Consider the following 17,202-nt stretch of genomic DNA (forward strand, 5'->3'; position numbering starts at 1 on the left):
ATTGAAAACGCGATTGCAGATAGGTTTCCACAATATAATCCTAAAAAATACTGCCATAATGTCATAAAATTGGAATAAGCACTATCTTTGCACCCCATTGTACTTATATGATAAAGGAAGAAAGCGTAGAAAAGATAATTGACGAAAGCCAGCAAGGAAGTGCTTTGGCCATAGAGAATAATGCAAAGAACACCCGTAAACTGTATATAGAAAGTTACGGCTGTCAAATGAATTTCTCTGATAGCGAAATCGTGGCCTCCATTTTGGCCAAAGAGGGTTTCAACACCACCCAAATTTTGGAAGATGCCGATTTGGTTTTGGTGAACACCTGCTCCATTCGCGAAAAAGCAGAACAAACCGTTCGTAAGCGTTTGGAAAAATTCAATGCCGTAAAAAAGACCAATCCATCCATGAAAGTTGGAGTTTTGGGTTGCATGGCAGAGCGATTGAAAAGCAAATTCTTGGAGGAAGAAAAAATTGTGGATATGGTTGTTGGCCCAGATGCCTACAAAGACCTACCCAACCTGATCCAAGAAATTGACGAAGGAAGAAATGCCGTTAACGTTATTCTTTCCAAAGATGAAACCTATGGTGATGTCGCTCCAGTGCGATTGAACACCAATGGAGTTTCGGCTTTTGTTTCCATTACCCGCGGATGCGACAATATGTGTACCTTCTGCGTGGTACCTTTTACCCGTGGACGTGAACGCAGTCGTGACCCACAATCTATTATAGCAGAAGTAAACGATCTTTGGGAAAGAGGTTTCAAAGAAATTACACTCCTAGGTCAGAATGTTGACAGTTACCTTTGGTATGGTGGTGGATTGAAAAAGGATTACGAAAAAGCTTCGGACATGCAAAAGGCTACTTCGGTCAACTTTGCCAAGCTTTTGGAACTTGTTGCCGAGGCGCAACCGAAAATGCGTATCCGTTTTTCTACATCCAACCCTCAAGATATGACCTTGGATGTCATCGAATCCATGGCCAAATACGACAATATCTGTAAATACATCCACCTGCCCGTTCAAAGTGGTAGCAACCGCATTTTAAAGGCGATGAACCGCTTGCACACCCGCGAGGAATATTTTGAGTTGATCGACAACATCAAAAAAATTATTCCCGATTGTGCCATTAGCCAAGATATGATCACTGGTTTCCCAACAGAAACCGAGGAAGACCACCAAGACACCCTAAGCTTGATGGAATATGTGAAATACGATTTCGGTTTTATGTTTGCATATTCGGAAAGACCTGGAACCTTGGCCGAGCGTAAAATGGAGGATGATGTTCCCGAAGCCACCAAGAAAAGACGCCTCACGGAAATTATTAACATCCAACAAAAGCATAGCTTATACCGTACCCAAGAGCACGTAGGAAAAGTAGAAGAAGTTCTTATTGAGGGAGCTTCAAAAAGATCCGACACGCACTGGATGGGTAGAAATTCACAAAACACCGTCGTTATTTTTCCAAAGGAAAACTACAAAGTGGGTGAATTTGTAAACGTGAAAATCAACGAATGCACTTCTGCCACACTTTTAGGAGAGGCAGTGGGATATTCTAAAAATAATTAATAACCTTTTGTTTTTCAAGACGGACGCTGAGCGGAGTCGAAGCGTTATCTTGAATTCAAAAAAATAAGATTCCTGCTTTCACAGGAATGAGCATATGGAAAGTATTCAATCCATAAAACAACGGTTCGAGATCATTGGAAACGATGTAAAACTCAATCGTGCCATAGAAAAAGCCATTCAGGTGGCCCCAACCGACATTTCCGTTTTGGTAACGGGTGAAAGTGGGGTGGGAAAAGAATCCATTCCTAAGATTATCCATTCACTTTCGCACCGCAAGCATGCCAAATATATTGCGGTAAACTGTGGGGCAATTCCCGAGGGAACCATCGACAGTGAATTGTTCGGACACGAAAAAGGAGCCTTTACTGGAGCCACCCAAACCCGTAGTGGTTATTTTGAAGTAGCCGATGGCGGTACCATCTTTTTGGACGAGGTAGGTGAACTTCCTTTGACCACCCAAGTTCGATTGTTACGTGTTTTGGAAAATGGGGAGTTTTTAAAAGTAGGTTCGTCTCAAGTACAAAAAACAGATGTTCGCATTGTGGCCGCCACCAACATTAATATGTTCGAGGCCATTAAAAAAGAAAAATTCCGTGAAGACCTCTACTATCGTTTGAGTACAGTGGAAATTGGTTTACCCGCGCTTCGCGATAGACAAGAAGACATTCATTTGCTTTTTAGAAAGTTCGCTTCAGACTTTGGACAGAAATACAAAATGCCCACCATCCGTTTGGACGACCAAGCCATTCAAGTACTTTTAAGATATCGCTGGCCTGGAAACGTAAGACAATTACGAAACATAGCTGAGCAAATTTCTGTACTGGAAGAAAACAGGATCATTTCAGCTTCAACCCTTAGCAGTTATTTGCCCAATGCCACTGGTTCAAATTTACCTGCGGTGGTGGAGCACAATAAAAAGGATAGTGATTTTAGTAACGAGCGTGAAATTTTGTACAAGGTGCTTTTTGATATGAAAAGTGACCTCAACGATTTAAAAAAGCTTACTCTCGAACTTCTCAAAGACAATGATTCGGCAAAAGTTCAGGAAGAAAATGAAGGTTTGATCCGTAAGATCTACGGAGATGCGGATGAGGAAGATATTGAGCACGAAGAATCAATTCCGCCAAAATTATTGCATCTTCCCGAGCCAGTAATGGAAACCTCCACCCCTACTTTGGCACCACAACCGCAAGAAGACCGCTATCATTTTGCTGAAGAAATTGAAGAGGAAGAAACCCTATCTTTACAGGAAAAGGAAATCGAACTGATCAAAAAATCGTTGGAGCGAAACAAAGGTAAAAGAAAAGCTGCCGCCTCCGAATTGGGTATTTCGGAACGAACACTGTACAGAAAAATAAAACAATATGATCTTTGATCTTGCGCCAAATACATTTAAACTCTATGACATTATTTAATAAAGGAAAAGTTGCACTTTTAGGTTTATTCCTCTTTTTATCGGGATGTGGGGCCTATAATTTTTCAGGTGCCGATGTAGGTGAAGCGCAATCCTTTCAAGTGAACTTTTTTCAAAATTACGCAGATCAAACCCCAGGATCGACCATTGTGCCTGGTTTGGATCGTGATTTTACTTTAGCACTTCAGGATATGATCAATAACCTGACCAGTCTTTCGCTCACTGGATCAAATGGTGATTTAGTGTACGAAGGGGAAATTGTGGAGTATAAAGTAATACCGATGACCGCCACGGCCGACCAACGTACTTCTCAAAACCGACTGACCATGAGTGTAAATGTTCGGTTTTTCAACACCAAAAAACAGGAAAACGATTTTGAACGTCGCTTTTCATTCTTTTACGATTTTGATGCCGCAGCTTCTTTAACCTCAATTCAAGCTGCAGCACACGAAGAGATTTTTGAGCGATTGACGCAGGATATTTTTAATGCCTCACTAGGTAACTGGTAAAACAATATGAACGTTTCGGATTTTATACATATTCTTCAAAACTCCAATACCATCCTTTCCCCAAAACAAACAAGGGATTTGGAAGATATTATTGAAGAATACCCCTATTTTCAGGCTGCTAGGGCACTGCATTTAAAGGGACTTAAAAATCTGGACAGTTACAAATACAACAACGCCTTAAAAGTAACTGCCGCACATACGGCCGATCGCGATGTTCTTTTTGACTACATTACCTCCAAGGAATTTATTCAAAACAATATTGCCGACGCCATTGCAGGACGAGGTTCTAAATTGGAGGAACAAGATGCCGTTTCAGAAGAAATAGCACCCAATCCGAATGCGGAAATCATGCTGGTAGAATCCCCAGAACCTGCATTGCCACAAAATCTTCAGGATGCCGAACAAATTTTGAATCCGAAGTTGTTCAAGACAAAGGAAACAAAAGAGGAAGAGGAACAAACAGAGACCACATTGAACATCGGCAAGCCCATTCCTTTTACCAAAAAAGAGAAACATTCCTTTACCGAGTGGCTTCAATTGACCAATAAATCAGAAGAGGAGCCACAAATCGAATCCAATGAAATGGAGGAGTTGGAGCGCAAGAAAAAATTTGAGCTCTTGGACAAATTCATTCAGAACAATCCTAAAATAGTTCCAAAAGAAACCAACCAGAAAATCAACATAAAAGAGTCTACCAAAATTGATCAAAACGAGTTGATGACAGAGACTTTGGCGAAGGTTTATCTGGAGCAAAAGAAGTACAAAAAAGCCATTCAAGCTTTTAAAATATTGAGTTTGAAATATCCGGAAAAAAGTGGTTTCTTTGCAGACCAAATTCAGGCGGTGAAGAAGCTGCAGAAAGAAAAAGATTAAGTTTAAAGATATGAGCACGTTTGCAATTTTTTTGGTATTGATTATTATCGTGTGCCTTTTGTTGATTTTGGTCATTATGGTCCAAAACCCTAAAGGTGGTGGGTTATCTTCATCCTTTGGCGGAAGTGGTAATCAAGTAGTAGGCGGTGTAAAAAAGACCGGCGACTTTTTGGACAAGAGTACTTGGACCCTTGCCACTTTGTTGATTGTTTTGATTTTGCTTTCCAATGTTTCCCTAAAAGGAAACTATAGCCAAGCAGACTCTAAATTGTTGGATGGTAACGATACCGAAATCCCAGAAACAATTCCAGAAGAAGTACCGGAACAAGTACCTGCTTCGACACCAAGTCCAGCAGATACCATCGGATAAAAAAAGTGACAACACTTGAAAAAATGCCAGCTTGAATGACAAGCTGGCATTTTTATTTTACAGAATGTCAGGTTTTGTGCATTGGCATAATTTCTGCCCTTTAGATTCCAGAATTTTTAAAACAAACACCTAAAAATTATAAATATGGCTAAATTAAATATCAGACCATTGGCAGACAGGGTTTTGATCGAGCCGCTTCAGGCCGAGACCACAACTGCCTCCGGTATCATCATTCCGGACAACGCTAAGGAAAAACCACAAAAAGGCACCGTAGTGGCTGTGGGTCCAGGAACCAAAGATGAAAAATTGACGGTTTCCGTTGGTGATACTGTGCTTTATGGAAAATATGCCGGTACCGAACTTAAGTTCGATGGAACCGACTATTTAATGATGCGCGAGAGTGATATTTTGGCAATTGTTTAATTAAAAAATCAACTAGAAAGAAATGGCAAAAGATATTAAGTTTGATATTGAAGCACGTGACGGACTGAAACGTGGCGTTGACAAATTGGCCGAGGCGGTAAAAGTAACCTTGGGGCCAAAAGGTAGAAACGTTATCATCAGCAAATCTTTTGGTGCTCCTCAAGTAACCAAAGATGGTGTTTCCGTAGCAAAAGAAATCGAATTGGAAGACGCCCTTGAAGATATGGGTGCTCAAATGGTTAAGGAAGTTGCTTCCAAAACCAACGACCAAGCAGGTGACGGTACTACTACCGCTACTGTTTTGGCTCAAGCTATCGTAAAAGAAGGGCTAAAAAACGTTGCCGCCGGTGCAAATCCTATGGATTTGAAAAGAGGTATCGACAAAGCTGTTGAAGCTTTGGTTGGTGACTTGGAAAAACAAACCAAAGAAGTAGGTAACAATTCTGATAAAATCAAGCAAGTTGCCTCCATCTCTGCAAACAATGATGAAACAATTGGTGACCTTATCGCTACCGCTTTCACCAAAGTGGGTAAAGAAGGTGTAATCACTGTGGAAGAAGCAAAAGGAACTGACACTTACGTTGACGTTGTTGAAGGTATGCAGTTCGACAGAGGGTACCTTTCTCCTTACTTTGTTACTGATACCGACAAAATGATCGCTGACTTGGAGAATCCTTATATTCTTCTTTTTGATAAGAAAATCTCTAACTTACAAGAAATCCTTCCTATCCTTGAGCCAGTTGCACAATCAGGAAGACCACTTTTGATCATTGCTGAAGATGTAGAAGGACAAGCTCTTGCTACTTTGGTGGTGAACAAATTGAGAGGTGGACTTAAAATTGCTGCCGTTAAAGCTCCAGGATTTGGTGATAGAAGAAAAGCTATGTTGGAAGACATCGCTATTTTGACAGGTGGTACCGTAATCTCTGAAGAAAGAGGTTTCACTTTGGAAAATGCTTCTTTGGACATGTTGGGTACTGCCGAAACTGTTACCATCGATAAGGACAATACTACTATCGTAAACGGTAACGGAAATGCAGATGACATCAAAGCTAGAGTAAACCAAATCAAAGCTCAGATCGAAACTACAACATCTGACTACGACAAAGAAAAATTGCAAGAGCGTTTGGCTAAATTGGCCGGTGGTGTTGCTGTTCTTTACGTTGGTGCTGCTTCTGAAGTAGAGATGAAAGAGAAGAAAGACCGTGTGGACGATGCATTGCACGCTACCCGTGCTGCCGTTGAAGAAGGTATCGTTGCTGGTGGTGGTGTTGCTTTGGTTAGAGCAAAACAAGTTTTGGAAACATTGACTACTGACTCTTTGGATGAAACCACTGGGGTTCAGATTGTAGCCAAAGCTATTGAAGCTCCATTGCGTACCATCGTTGAAAACGCTGGTGGTGAAGGTTCTGTAGTGATTTCTAAAGTATTGGAAGGTAAAAAAGATTTCGGTTACGATGCCAAATCTGACCAATACGTAGATATGCTTAAAGCTGGAATCATCGATCCTAAGAAAGTAACCCGTATCGCATTGGAAAATGCGGCATCTGTTGCTGGTATGATTTTGACTACCGAGTGTGCATTGACCGATATTAAGGAAGATGCTCCTGCAATGCCTCCAATGGGAGGTGGCGGAATGCCAGGAATGATGTAAGATCATCCCTATTCGGATTAAAATAGAAACGCCCCGATTTTCATCGGGGCGTTTTTTTTGCATCTTGAGTAAATGGCTCTTTGAGCCAAAAATCACCTAGTTACTTCTTTTTACCAGTAGCTTGGGTGGTCTTCTTTGCAACAGTTTTAACCGCTTTTGCAGGAGATGACTTTCCGTTTGACTTTGCTTGTTTCATCAGTCAATAAATTAAAAAACTGATGTAAATGTATTCTAGTTTTGAATCCGTAGATTTTTGTTGGCTAAATATTAACTAAAATATTTGGCCCAAGTTTTCATACAAAAAAACACCCTATTTTTAGAGGGTGCTTTTTACTTGACAATCTGTGTTTTATTTAAAATCTCCTCCGTTAACGATAGTCCAATCCGAAAATGGTTTTATGTACTTTTTAATGGCTTTGTTCACATCTTCTTTAGTCAATGCTTTCATCTTGGCCTCTATGCCCTTATGAAAATCCATTGTTCGGTAATAATAAATATTATTATTCACCAAAGATGATAATTCATTATCCTTTGCACGTGAAACAGTCTGCCCTTGTATCCAACCGTTAACAGCATTTTCAAATTCCTCATCTGTTATACCATCTGCGATATAGCGATCCAATTCTTCTTTGAATCCTAGTTGCACCTTCTCTAAATTATCTGGATTGTAAATGGCGTATAAGAAAATGGAACTGTTTTTATCTTCCTGGTCCCCATCGGCACCAAAATTAGCTCCCACTCCATAACTTACCCCATCCTTTTGTCGCAGTCTATCGGCAAACCTTGAATTCAAAAATCCACCTCCAAGTATTTCCCCCGCAATGACCATCGCTGGATAATCATCATCGTATTGACTCATTTCCACAGCCAAAGTTCCATAGGTGACCGCGTTTTTCTTATCTGGAGTGATGATGTTCTCGTTGACAGCTTTATTTTTCTTGTATGGGTCTTTGATCTCAGCATAGCTTACTTCACTTTCAAAACCTTTGAAATTCTCTTCCATAAAACTTTTTAAGGCATCTGAACTAAAGTTGCCAATTGCGACCATTGTGCTTCTACCCAACCCATAAAATTTGTTGTAGAAATCAACTAAATCTTGTTTGGTAACAGCATTAATAGCTTCAATCTGTTCATCCAAATTCATGCTGTACAAAGGGTGGCCTTTAGGGTAAGTCTGGTTGATTTCCGATAATCGCATGGACGCTAAAAAACCTGGTTCGGTTCGGTTTCTCTCAATTCCAGCCAATCGTTCTGCTTTCAACTTGCTAAGCTCACCCTCATCAAATGATGGATTTTTAATAATTTCGGCCAACAAGGCCATAGTGCCCATTAAGTTTTCTTCGGTAGATTCCACAGAAGAATAAATATTTCCATTACGTGCATAAAACCTTAAAGATGATTTTAACTTGCTGAGTTCATCTTCAATTTCCTGTCTTGATTTACTGGTCGTTCCTTTGTCCAACATCGAAGCTGTAAAAGACGGAACCATACCTTGATTCATCAAACTGTTTACATCTCCATTTCTCATATTAAAACTAAGAATAACCGTTTGTCCTCGATTGTCTTTTTCTATGAGTCCATATTCTATTTTATCCAATAATTTACCAGTCTCGAGCCTACTTTCAATGTTGTCATAGGACACATCAAAAACCTCTCCCGTACCTTTATCTTCTCTTCCTTTGTAATCAGCTACCAAGGCATCCACATTTTCAGGATGTGGAATGGCAATTCTCACAGGATCTTTTGTAGGTACAAATCGACCAAGGGTCCTATTACTTGGAATCAAATATTTTTTCATTACCGTATTGGCTTCTTCCAAGGTCAAAGCCTCAACCCGATCTCTATGAATGAACGACAATCGCCAATCTCCTGCTCCTATGAATTCACTCATGTACCGACCTAAATAGCTTGAATTTCTATTGATCTCATCCATCTCCTTTAAAAGATTGGCTTTCGCACGATCCAATTCCTCTTGGGTTATAGGCTCCAATCCATCCAAAGTCGATTTTACAATTTGCTCCACTTCATCAGCATTCTTATCGGAAGGCACATCAATATTTATGTAAAGGAATCCTGGTTCTTTTGTGAACGGAGAAAAAGACCATAAAGAAGATGCTTTTTGTGTCTCAATCAACTTTTTATATAACCTACCAGATGGCGTATCGTTCAATATATTGTCCACGACTGCGATGGCTGCATAGTCCTCATCCGCCCCAGCAGGTGTATGATACAAAGCAGAAACTATTTGTAAATCGCCTACTCTAGATACAGTAACGTAGCGCTCTCCATCTTGTTCTGGTTCTTCAGTATAAGAATCGCGCAATGGAACATCTGGAGCCTTTAAATCTCCAAATTTCTTTTCAATCAAACCCAAAACCTTTGCCTCTTCAAATTTTCCTGTGACCATTAAGACGGCATTATCTGGGCGATAGAATTTTTTATAAAATGCTTGTAGGTTTTCGATAGGTACTCTTTCAATATCCGATCGGTTTCCAATGGTACTGCTTCCGTAGTTATGCCATTCGAAAGCAACATTGGTTACCTTTTTCAATAAAACTCCAGTTGGATTGTTTTCTCCACTTTCAAATTCGTTTCGAACCACGGTAAACTCAGACTCTAGATCTTCCTTGGCAATAAAAGAGTTCATCATACGATCAGCCTCCAAATCAAGGGCCCAATTCAAGTTTTCGTCGGTTGCATTAAATGTTTCAAAATAATTGGTTCTATCGTACCAAGTGGTGCCATTGGGTCGTGCACCGTGCGAAGACAATTCCTTAGGAATATCTGGATGGTTCGGAGTACCCTTAAACACCATATGCTCTAATAGGTGAGCCATACCTTTTTCTCCATAACCCTCATGTCTAGATCCAACAAGGTAGGTAATGTTAACGGTAATGGTCTGGGAAGAGTTGTCTGGAAACAGGAGTACTTTTAGACCGTTTTCCATTTGGTATTCGGTAATACCTTCCACTGTTGCGACCTTTTTTATTTGGCCAATTGCTGTTAAGGTTGATGCCAAAAAAATGGACATCAGAAATCTTCGTAAGAATTTTTTCTGCATTTTTTAAGTTTTATAGTTAATGGAATAGTACTTAAACTTATGGAAAAAATTGACAATCAGACAACTAATGATTATTAAATTTTCATCAAACCATTCAAAAACGTAGAAAAAGTGCAAAAAAAAGCTCCTTTAAAGGAGCTAATAAGTTTTAATTGATAGTCTGCACCACACTACCGCACGTGAGCATGGCATATCCATAATATGGATTTCGGATTTCTTCCTCTAAACTGAGCCAATCAGCCCCCTTATCATTATTGGCCATTGGGCAGTGTTGCACATACAATTTTGATTCTAAACTTTCCATTTGCTGTCCAATTTGAATCATATTTTGGGAAAGCAGAACAAAATCCTCGCGTTGACCTTCCAAATCTTTTTTGGTTGCCAATTCTGTAAGTTGTTTTGCTAATTGTGAAATATGACTTTTGCCCATATCATCCATTTGTAAACCACTTATTTCAGCAGCTATTCCAGCTCCTTTCTTGGCCAAAGATTGTGTTTGCCCTTGATCCGAAGCAACCAAAGCATCTTTCAAATCCAAATACACCTTTAAAAGATCACCAAATTTAGCTTCCGCTTCTGTTGAAAATTCCATTTTCATGGCACTACCCATTTCGGAATGTCCTTCGTGACCCATCTGCATGGTCTCTCCTTCTTGATTCATCATGGACTTTTTGCCCTGCAATTGTGCTGCCGCATCCACTGTAAATGTTCCTTTGGCCACAATCATTTCTCCTGATTGCAATCCCGAATTGACAACATAACTGCCATTCATCAAATTGCCAAGCTCCACTTCGCGCATTTCAAATGTGGAACTGTTCGGGTTGGGTTGTACATACACCAACGAGCGTTTTCCTGTCCACAAAACAGCACTTTCTGGTATGGTCAAAACTTCTCCATCTTGCTTGCTCGCCACCTCTACTTCTGCTTGCACAAACATGCCAGGTTTCAGCATTCCTTTTTTGTTATCAAGTTCTGCACGAACTTCCAAAGTTCTCGTTTGTTTGTTCAAAACAGGAGCCACAAAAGAAACTTTAGCTGTAAAAGTTTCATTCGGATAAGAATTTGTATTCACATTCAACGATTGACCTTCTTTAAACAAACTCAACTGATTTTCATATGCATCAAAAATGGCCCAAACGGAATTCAAATTGGTAACTTTCACCAAAGGTGAACCTGTTTTAATGTAATCGCCTTCTTCCACCATGATTTCAGAAACCACACCACTTACATTGGCATATACAGGAAAGTTTTCCAACACCTGTCCAGAACTTTCAATCTGGTCAATTTGAGCTTCGGACAGCTTCCACAACTTTAATTTGTTGCGAACTGCCTTGTACAATTGCGGTTGTGATGCTTTCAACTTGGAAGCAGTCAACAATTCTTGCTGGGCCGAAACTAGGGCTGGGGCATAAATCGTGGCCAACTTTTGTCCTTTGCGCACTTCCTCCCCTTCAAAATTGATACTTAAACTTTCAATTCTACCGTCAAAATAAGCGGATTGCACCGCATCCGATTCTTGGTTAACAGCAACTTTTCCTGAAATCTTGATATGGTCTTCCCCATCAACTCCAGAACCAACCATTACCGTTTCCACACCTGCCAAAACCATGGCATTTTCGGTCATCTTTATTTGGTTGACGGCCAATCCCTCTCCTCCATTGTCCGCAGGAATCAAATCCATACCACAAATAGGGCAAGAACCTGGTTCAGGCTGCATAATCTGTGGGTGCATGGAACAAGTCCACATTTCGCCTGAAGCAATTTCGGTACTGTGGTCATGCTCATCCGAAGTGGCAATTTCTGCATTACCTCCAAATATGAGGTATCCGACCAATAGTCCGACTACAACGGCAATTCCGATATAAATGATGTTTTCCTTTTTCATTGTATCATTTTTTTCTTTTAACCAAATTCCTCATCCTAGGTGACGAGGTAAACCAAAGCAAAAATCCGCTCATCACGGTAATCAATCCCAAAAGGGAGAAAGCTCTAAGCACGGTAGTGTTGAAATCATCCCGACCTTCATAATCCATCGTGTGGGTCATCCAGAGAAAATCGAACCACCGCCAATCACGATGTCTTACGGTTTGAAATGACCCATCCGCAACCGAAACATAGGCTTTAATATTTTCTGGTGAATCGTAACTGATCACATAAGCAGGCAACTTCTTTTCGCGATACTCATGGTGTTTATCCGTTTCATCGATAACCTCGACCCCTTTCACTTTTAATTCAGATGACATTTGACGTTCTGCAACGGCCAATGCTTCTTCCTCGGAAATCCCCGCTTTCAGCTTGCCATTTTTGGCATCCACCAAATATTCATTATTGATCCAATAATAGGGTTTACCTGCAATCTCTTTTAAACTCAACGAACTGATTTTAACGGGCAAATCAACTTCTGAAAATCCAATAAGTCCATCAAAAGCAGTGGGTTTATACTCCATATTTCTGAAATGATCTCCATGGATTTCATCAATATCCGTCCAACTGAAATAGAGACCGCTTACCGTCCACATAATGAATTGAATTCCCAAAAATATACCCAAATACCTATGGGCCTTTCTAATTGTAACCGCTGTAGTTCGTTTTACCATTTTGTTATTAGTCGATTGATTTAGTTCGTAATCTTAATGCATTGGCGATAACAGACACCGAGCTAAAGCTCATGGCCAAAGCAGCGATCATTGGAGAAAGCAAGATCCCAAGGAAAGGATAAAGCACCCCTGCTGCAACTGGCACCCCGATGGTGTTGTAGATCAATGCAAAAAATAGGTTTTGTTTTATGTTTTTCATGACGGCCTCACTGAGGTTCCGTGCTTTTACAATGCCGTGCAAATCGCCTTTTACCAAGGTAATCATGGCACTTTCAATGGCCACATCGGTACCCGTTCCCATGGCTATACCAAGGTCACTTTTGGCCAATGCAGGGGCATCGTTTATGCCATCTCCAGCCATGGCAACCACCTTACCTACACCTTGCAGCCGCTCCACTTCTTTCATTTTATCTTCAGGTAGTGTTTCGGCTTTAAAATCATCCATATGCAATTCGCTGGCAACAGCTTTTGCCGTAGTTGCGTTGTCGCCCGTAAGCATGATCACTGCAATGCCTTTATCCTGAATTGCCTTGATGGCTTTGGCACTTGTGGCTTTGATTTTATCCCCGATACTCACAAAAGCTTGACATTTACCATCAATGGCCAAATAGGAAACCGTTTTTCCTTCTTCCTGTGCTTTTTTAACCTGATCTTTCATCGCATCGGAAATCTCAACATTGGCCTTTTCCATCAATTTGATATTCCCAAAATGAATTTTAGCACCTTTGATTTTCCCTTCAACACCCATCCCTGTAACCGCATTAAAAGAATCGGTTTTTAGGATTTTGATGTTGTTCTCTTTGCCATATTTCACGGTCGCCTGTGCCAAAGGGTGTTCACTATTGGCATTTACCGAAACCACATATTGCAATAAATCCGCTTCGGAATAGGTATCTAAAAATGCTTCCAATTTGGCAAAGGTTGGCTTTCCTTCGGTTATGGTTCCCGTTTTATCAATAATCAAGGTATCCACATCTGCCATTTTCTCCAAGGCCTCCGCATTTTTGATAAGCACCCCATTTTGGGCACCTTTTCCAACTCCTACCATTACTGACATTGGAGTAGCAAGACCTAGAGCACAAGGACAAGCTATGATCAAAACTGCAATAGCGTTGATCAAGGCATACACATATGTGGGCTGTGGTCCCCAAATGGCCCAAACGGCAAAGGTCAAAATGGAAACAATGACCACGGTCGGCACAAAATAGGCCGATACTTTATCCGCCAAATTTTGGATGGGAGCTCGGCTTCTACTAGCATCGTTCACCATTTTAATGATTTGGGAAAGCAAGGTATCACTGCCCACTTTTTCGGCCTTCATCAAAAAGGATTGGTTCCCATTAATGGTTCCGCTGCTCACTTTATCCTCTACCCCTTTTTCAACAGGAATGGGCTCACCTGTGATCATGGATTCATCCACGGAAGTTTCCCCTTCGGTAATAACACCATCCACGGGAATTTTTTCTCCTGGTTTTACCCGTAAAACATCACCAAGCTCAATGTGGTCGATACTGACTTCAACTTCCTCCCCATTCACCACTTTAATGGCTTTGTTCGGTGCCAGTTTCAACAATTCCTTTACCGCATTGTTGGTTTTGCTATGTGCCCTTGCTTCCAATAACTGTCCTAAAAGCACCAAGGTGAGGATTACGGTTGCTGCTTCAAAATAAACATGTACCGCTCCTGTTTCACTTTTAAATTGGTCAGGAAAAAATCCTGGAAACAACAATCCAAGAACACTAAAAACAAAAGCCACCCCTGCACCAATACCAATTAAGGTAAACATGTTCAGGTTCCATGTTTTTATGCTTCGGTATGCACGTTGAAAGAACATCCAAGTGGCATAAAAAACCACGGGAAGTGATAAGGCAAATTGCACCCAATTCCAGTATTGTGGCGCCATCAGTTCATACAGCGGGTTATTGGGAATCATTTCACTCATCGCAATCAAAAAGATGGGCAATGTAAAGCCTACAGCTATCCAAAACTTTTTGAGTAGTTTTTTATAGGTCTTTTCCTCTGCACTGGCCTCGGGTTGCATGGGCACCAAATCCATTCCACATTTCGGACAGGAACCAGGACCATCTTCCACCACTTCGGGGTGCATGGGACATGTCCATTTTTGTTTGGAATTGGAAGAAGTATTCTGCTCCTCAACCAAATCCATTCCACATACTGGGCAATCTCCAGGTTTGTCGTAGGTTTTATCCCCTTCGCAATGCATCGGGCAATAAAAAGTTCCCGTTCCGTTTGTTGGAGCTTGTTTTTTTTCTTGCTTTGGTTCATGATGATGTCCAGGCATATGAATGCTATAGCTACCACCATCTTCTTCCATTGCTTTTTGGAACTTTTCTATTGGAATGTGTTCCTCCATCTCGATCAAGGCTTCGGCTTTTTCCAAATTCACTTCAACCGAGTTAACCCCATCCACTTTAGATAGGGTTTGCTCCACATGATTTCTACAACCATTGCAGCTCATTCCGTGTATGTGATAGGTATGTTTCATCTTGTTTGTTTTTTATTCAAAACTAGCTGAACACCAGTTGGAAGCTTTTTACAATTATGGGTGTTTTTTATACAATTTGATCCAAAGGCTTCCTATTCCAATCTTTTAATTTTTTATAATCGCTCATAGACATGCCCGTTACGGTTTTAAACTGTTTGGCCAAATGACTACTGCTCTTATAATTTAGGTAGTATGCGATTTCTGAAAATGTTTTGGCTCCCATTTGAATCTCTTCTTTCACCCTCTCTATTTTTAATAGGATAAAGTATTTTTCTATGGTAAGCCCCTCCTTTATGCTGAACATTTTGCTCAACACCGAATATTCTTTGTTCATTTTTTCAGAAAGGTATTTCGAGAGATTCTGATGGGTGTCGTTTTGCAAAGCATTGATCAGATGTTTTTTGATTTCAGCAATGTCACTGTTGTCCAAATCATCTATCAATTCAAAACCATTACTTGTCAGAATCTCCCGAATCCGTTCCATTTGTGTTTGCGCGTTGTCAGCAAACTGAATTTCGCCCAATTCCATTTGTACCACTTCGATACCAGCATGCCCAAACTCTTGATTTAGGACTGCTTTGCATCTATCGCAAACCATATTTTTTACTTTAATGCGCATCTTGGGTACAAATGAATTTTTAATTAGTGTTGGTCGTGGCCTTCCATTTGAAAATCCTCGTTCAACACGTAGGCCATACCACAAACTGGGCATTTACCCTCCTCATCACTTCCACTACCTTCGCAATGCATTGGGCAAACGTATTTAGAAGTATACTCTTTACCTTGCTTGTCGGCAGTTTCCATGCTGTCCATGTCATGTCCTTCATGGTCCATTTTATCCATATCGTGACCTTCATGATCCATGGTGGCCTCGGTAGAAGTTTCCTTCGCCTCCTCTGTTTTTCCCTTACAGGATACGGTAAGTACCAAAACTGAAGCGAATGCGATTCCGATAATTGTTCTGATGTTTGTTCTCATTTTGATAAAATTAATTTACTTGTTTATTAAATAATTGATGATGGCAGATTGCAAATAATACAACTGCACTGACTGTATTTGATTGGTTTGAAATTTCAACTGTAACTCTTGAATATCTAGCACGTCGTTAAAATTGATGGTGCCAGTTTCGTAGTTCTTGATCAGGATTTCTTCGGCATCCTTGGCCTGTTTTAAGTTTTTTTCTTGGGTCTGATGCGCTATTCGGGCCTGGTTCCGTTGCGAAATGGCATTGGCATAGGCATTTTCCAAAACGTTCAATCGCTCCTCTTTTTGCAGTTCAATCTCCTTTTGGCGAAGCTCGTTCTGCTTGGTGGTCGATTTAAATTTATTGTTGAAAATGGGAACAGAAAAAGTAACCATAGGCATCACTATATCCTTTCCGTTATCACTAAAGACCATATCATCTCTTTCTGATACAGGAATATAATCCAATCCAATTCCAAAGCTTGGCGCATTTTCCTTTTGGTTGAGCAATTCCGATTGCGTAACCGACGCATACAATTGATCGTATTTCAACAATTCGGGGTTTAGGCTCAAATCTTCCTTGTTTAGCATCGGGTCATCCGCTGGAATATCCATTTCATCCACCACCTCAACAGCAATACTTTCATCACGGTTCAACAGATTATTGAACACCGCCTGCTCAGCCATGTAAGATTGCTCCAACACTTCTTTTTGTTGCTGTAATTCGTTTTGACGAATTTGAAGTTTTAAAACATCCACAGCCGAAGCATTTCCAACCTCTACGGAAGTCAAAGCCAAAGTTTCGTAGGTTTTCAGCAATGCTATATTCTCTTGTAGCACCTTTTGCTTGGCTTGAATTCCATATAAGTTATAATAAGATTGCGCGACGGACAACACCAACTTTCTTTTGGCAATCGAAATTTCTGCATATTCGGTCTCCGCCATGGCACTGGCATAATTTTCTCTTGTGGTGATGCTTCCAAACCAAGGCAACATTTGTGAAACTGAAAACTTAGCGCGCTGCGCCCCAGTTCTGGTTTCTGGTTCACTCACAAAATATCCTGCACCAAAAGTGGTATTGGGTAAGGTGTTTACTTCGTTCACCTTTTCCTTGGCAATGTTATAGCGCAAATCCAAAGCTTGAATCATGGGGCTGTTTAACTCGGCTTCTTGGAGATAACTTTCCAACGATTGAGCTTTTAGTCCGATTGCCACAAAAGCAAAAACTATGTAAATGACTGTTTTTCTCATCGGTTTTGCA

Annotated in this window: 14 protein-coding genes; 7 read left to right on the plus strand and 7 right to left on the minus strand. The window is 40.6% G+C overall.

The window, feature by feature from the left end:
* Positions 1-107: 107 nt before the first annotated feature.
* The 7 genes from miaB (at position 108) to groL (ending at position 6,814) form a co-directional block, all read left to right on the plus strand.
* Complete coding sequence (miaB, locus tag BLQ18_RS00450) at positions 108-1,571, plus strand: tRNA (N6-isopentenyl adenosine(37)-C2)-methylthiotransferase MiaB (protein ID WP_090291589.1); 1,464 nt, start codon at positions 108-110, stop codon at positions 1,569-1,571.
* A gap of 94 nt (positions 1,572-1,665) precedes the next feature.
* Positions 1,666-2,946, plus strand: a complete 1,281-nt coding sequence (locus tag BLQ18_RS00455; RefSeq protein WP_090291591.1) for a sigma-54 interaction domain-containing protein — start codon at positions 1,666-1,668, stop codon at positions 2,944-2,946.
* A 26-nt stretch (positions 2,947-2,972) separates the two neighbouring features.
* A complete protein-coding gene (locus tag BLQ18_RS00460; protein WP_090291592.1) occupies positions 2,973-3,494 on the plus strand; it encodes an LptE family protein in 522 nt (173 codons plus the stop codon).
* Positions 3,495-3,500: 6 nt separating this feature from the next.
* Positions 3,501-4,367, plus strand: coding sequence for a hypothetical protein (locus BLQ18_RS00465; protein ID WP_090291593.1), 867 nt, complete (start codon positions 3,501-3,503; stop codon positions 4,365-4,367).
* Between the two features lie 10 nt (positions 4,368-4,377).
* Positions 4,378-4,737 (plus strand): preprotein translocase subunit SecG, encoded by a 360-nt coding sequence (secG, locus tag BLQ18_RS00470; protein WP_090291595.1) that lies wholly within the window; start codon positions 4,378-4,380, stop codon positions 4,735-4,737.
* 144 nt (positions 4,738-4,881) lie between these two features.
* Entirely contained in the window at positions 4,882-5,160 is a 279-nt protein-coding gene (locus BLQ18_RS00475) for a co-chaperone GroES (RefSeq protein ID WP_090291597.1), read from the plus strand.
* A 22-nt stretch (positions 5,161-5,182) separates the two neighbouring features.
* Complete coding sequence (groL, locus tag BLQ18_RS00480; protein WP_090291599.1) at positions 5,183-6,814, plus strand: chaperonin GroEL; 1,632 nt, start codon at positions 5,183-5,185, stop codon at positions 6,812-6,814.
* A 349-nt stretch (positions 6,815-7,163) separates the two neighbouring features.
* Here groL and BLQ18_RS00485 read toward each other — a convergent pair whose 3' ends face one another.
* The 7 genes from BLQ18_RS00485 to BLQ18_RS00515 all read right to left on the minus strand — a co-directional run bounded on the left by BLQ18_RS00485 (position 7,164) and on the right by BLQ18_RS00515 (position 17,192).
* Positions 7,164-9,875, minus strand: coding sequence for a M16 family metallopeptidase (locus BLQ18_RS00485; RefSeq protein ID WP_090291601.1), 2,712 nt, complete (start codon positions 9,873-9,875; stop codon positions 7,164-7,166).
* 148 nt (positions 9,876-10,023) lie between these two features.
* Positions 10,024-11,760, minus strand: coding sequence for an efflux RND transporter periplasmic adaptor subunit (locus tag BLQ18_RS00490; RefSeq protein ID WP_090291603.1), 1,737 nt, complete (start codon positions 11,758-11,760; stop codon positions 10,024-10,026).
* A 4-nt stretch (positions 11,761-11,764) separates the two neighbouring features.
* Positions 11,765-12,472 (minus strand): PepSY domain-containing protein, encoded by a 708-nt coding sequence (locus BLQ18_RS00495; protein WP_090291606.1) that lies wholly within the window; start codon positions 12,470-12,472, stop codon positions 11,765-11,767.
* Positions 12,473-12,479: 7 nt separating this feature from the next.
* A complete protein-coding gene (locus tag BLQ18_RS00500; RefSeq protein WP_090291608.1) occupies positions 12,480-14,978 on the minus strand; it encodes a heavy metal translocating P-type ATPase in 2,499 nt (832 codons plus the stop codon).
* Positions 14,979-15,045: 67 nt separating this feature from the next.
* Positions 15,046-15,597, minus strand: a complete 552-nt coding sequence (locus BLQ18_RS00505) for a helix-turn-helix domain-containing protein (RefSeq protein WP_090291610.1) — start codon at positions 15,595-15,597, stop codon at positions 15,046-15,048.
* A gap of 23 nt (positions 15,598-15,620) precedes the next feature.
* Positions 15,621-15,956, minus strand: a complete 336-nt coding sequence (locus BLQ18_RS00510; protein WP_090291612.1) for a heavy metal-binding domain-containing protein — start codon at positions 15,954-15,956, stop codon at positions 15,621-15,623.
* 15 nt (positions 15,957-15,971) lie between these two features.
* On the minus strand, positions 15,972-17,192 hold the full coding sequence (locus tag BLQ18_RS00515) for a TolC family protein (RefSeq protein WP_090291614.1): 1,221 nt from the start codon (positions 17,190-17,192) through the stop codon (positions 15,972-15,974).
* Positions 17,193-17,202 lie beyond the last annotated feature (10 nt).

This window comes from Flagellimonas zhangzhouensis (assembly GCF_900102925.1).
GTDB lineage: Bacteria > Bacteroidota > Bacteroidia > Flavobacteriales > Flavobacteriaceae > Flagellimonas > Flagellimonas zhangzhouensis.

Excerpts from the sequence above, each read along its gene's own strand:
- miaB (WP_090291589.1), top strand. The coding sequence starts at position 108 with ATGATAAAGGAAGAAAGCGTAGAAAAGATAATTGACGAAAGCCAGCAA.
- BLQ18_RS00455 (WP_090291591.1), top strand. The coding sequence starts at position 1,666 with ATGGAAAGTATTCAATCCATAAAACAACGGTTCGAGATCATTGGAAAC.
- BLQ18_RS00460 (WP_090291592.1), top strand. The coding sequence starts at position 2,973 with ATGACATTATTTAATAAAGGAAAAGTTGCACTTTTAGGTTTATTCCTC.
- BLQ18_RS00465 (WP_090291593.1), top strand. The coding sequence starts at position 3,501 with ATGAACGTTTCGGATTTTATACATATTCTTCAAAACTCCAATACCATC.
- secG (WP_090291595.1), top strand. The coding sequence starts at position 4,378 with ATGAGCACGTTTGCAATTTTTTTGGTATTGATTATTATCGTGTGCCTT.
- BLQ18_RS00475 (WP_090291597.1), top strand. The coding sequence starts at position 4,882 with ATGGCTAAATTAAATATCAGACCATTGGCAGACAGGGTTTTGATCGAG.
- groL (WP_090291599.1), top strand. The coding sequence starts at position 5,183 with ATGGCAAAAGATATTAAGTTTGATATTGAAGCACGTGACGGACTGAAA.
- BLQ18_RS00485 (WP_090291601.1), bottom strand. The coding sequence starts at position 9,875 with ATGCAGAAAAAATTCTTACGAAGATTTCTGATGTCCATTTTTTTGGCA.
- BLQ18_RS00490 (WP_090291603.1), bottom strand. The coding sequence starts at position 11,760 with ATGAAAAAGGAAAACATCATTTATATCGGAATTGCCGTTGTAGTCGGA.
- BLQ18_RS00495 (WP_090291606.1), bottom strand. The coding sequence starts at position 12,472 with ATGGTAAAACGAACTACAGCGGTTACAATTAGAAAGGCCCATAGGTAT.
- BLQ18_RS00500 (WP_090291608.1), bottom strand. The coding sequence starts at position 14,978 with ATGAAACATACCTATCACATACACGGAATGAGCTGCAATGGTTGTAGA.
- BLQ18_RS00505 (WP_090291610.1), bottom strand. The coding sequence starts at position 15,597 with ATGCGCATTAAAGTAAAAAATATGGTTTGCGATAGATGCAAAGCAGTC.
- BLQ18_RS00510 (WP_090291612.1), bottom strand. The coding sequence starts at position 15,956 with ATGAGAACAAACATCAGAACAATTATCGGAATCGCATTCGCTTCAGTT.
- BLQ18_RS00515 (WP_090291614.1), bottom strand. The coding sequence starts at position 17,192 with ATGAGAAAAACAGTCATTTACATAGTTTTTGCTTTTGTGGCAATCGGA.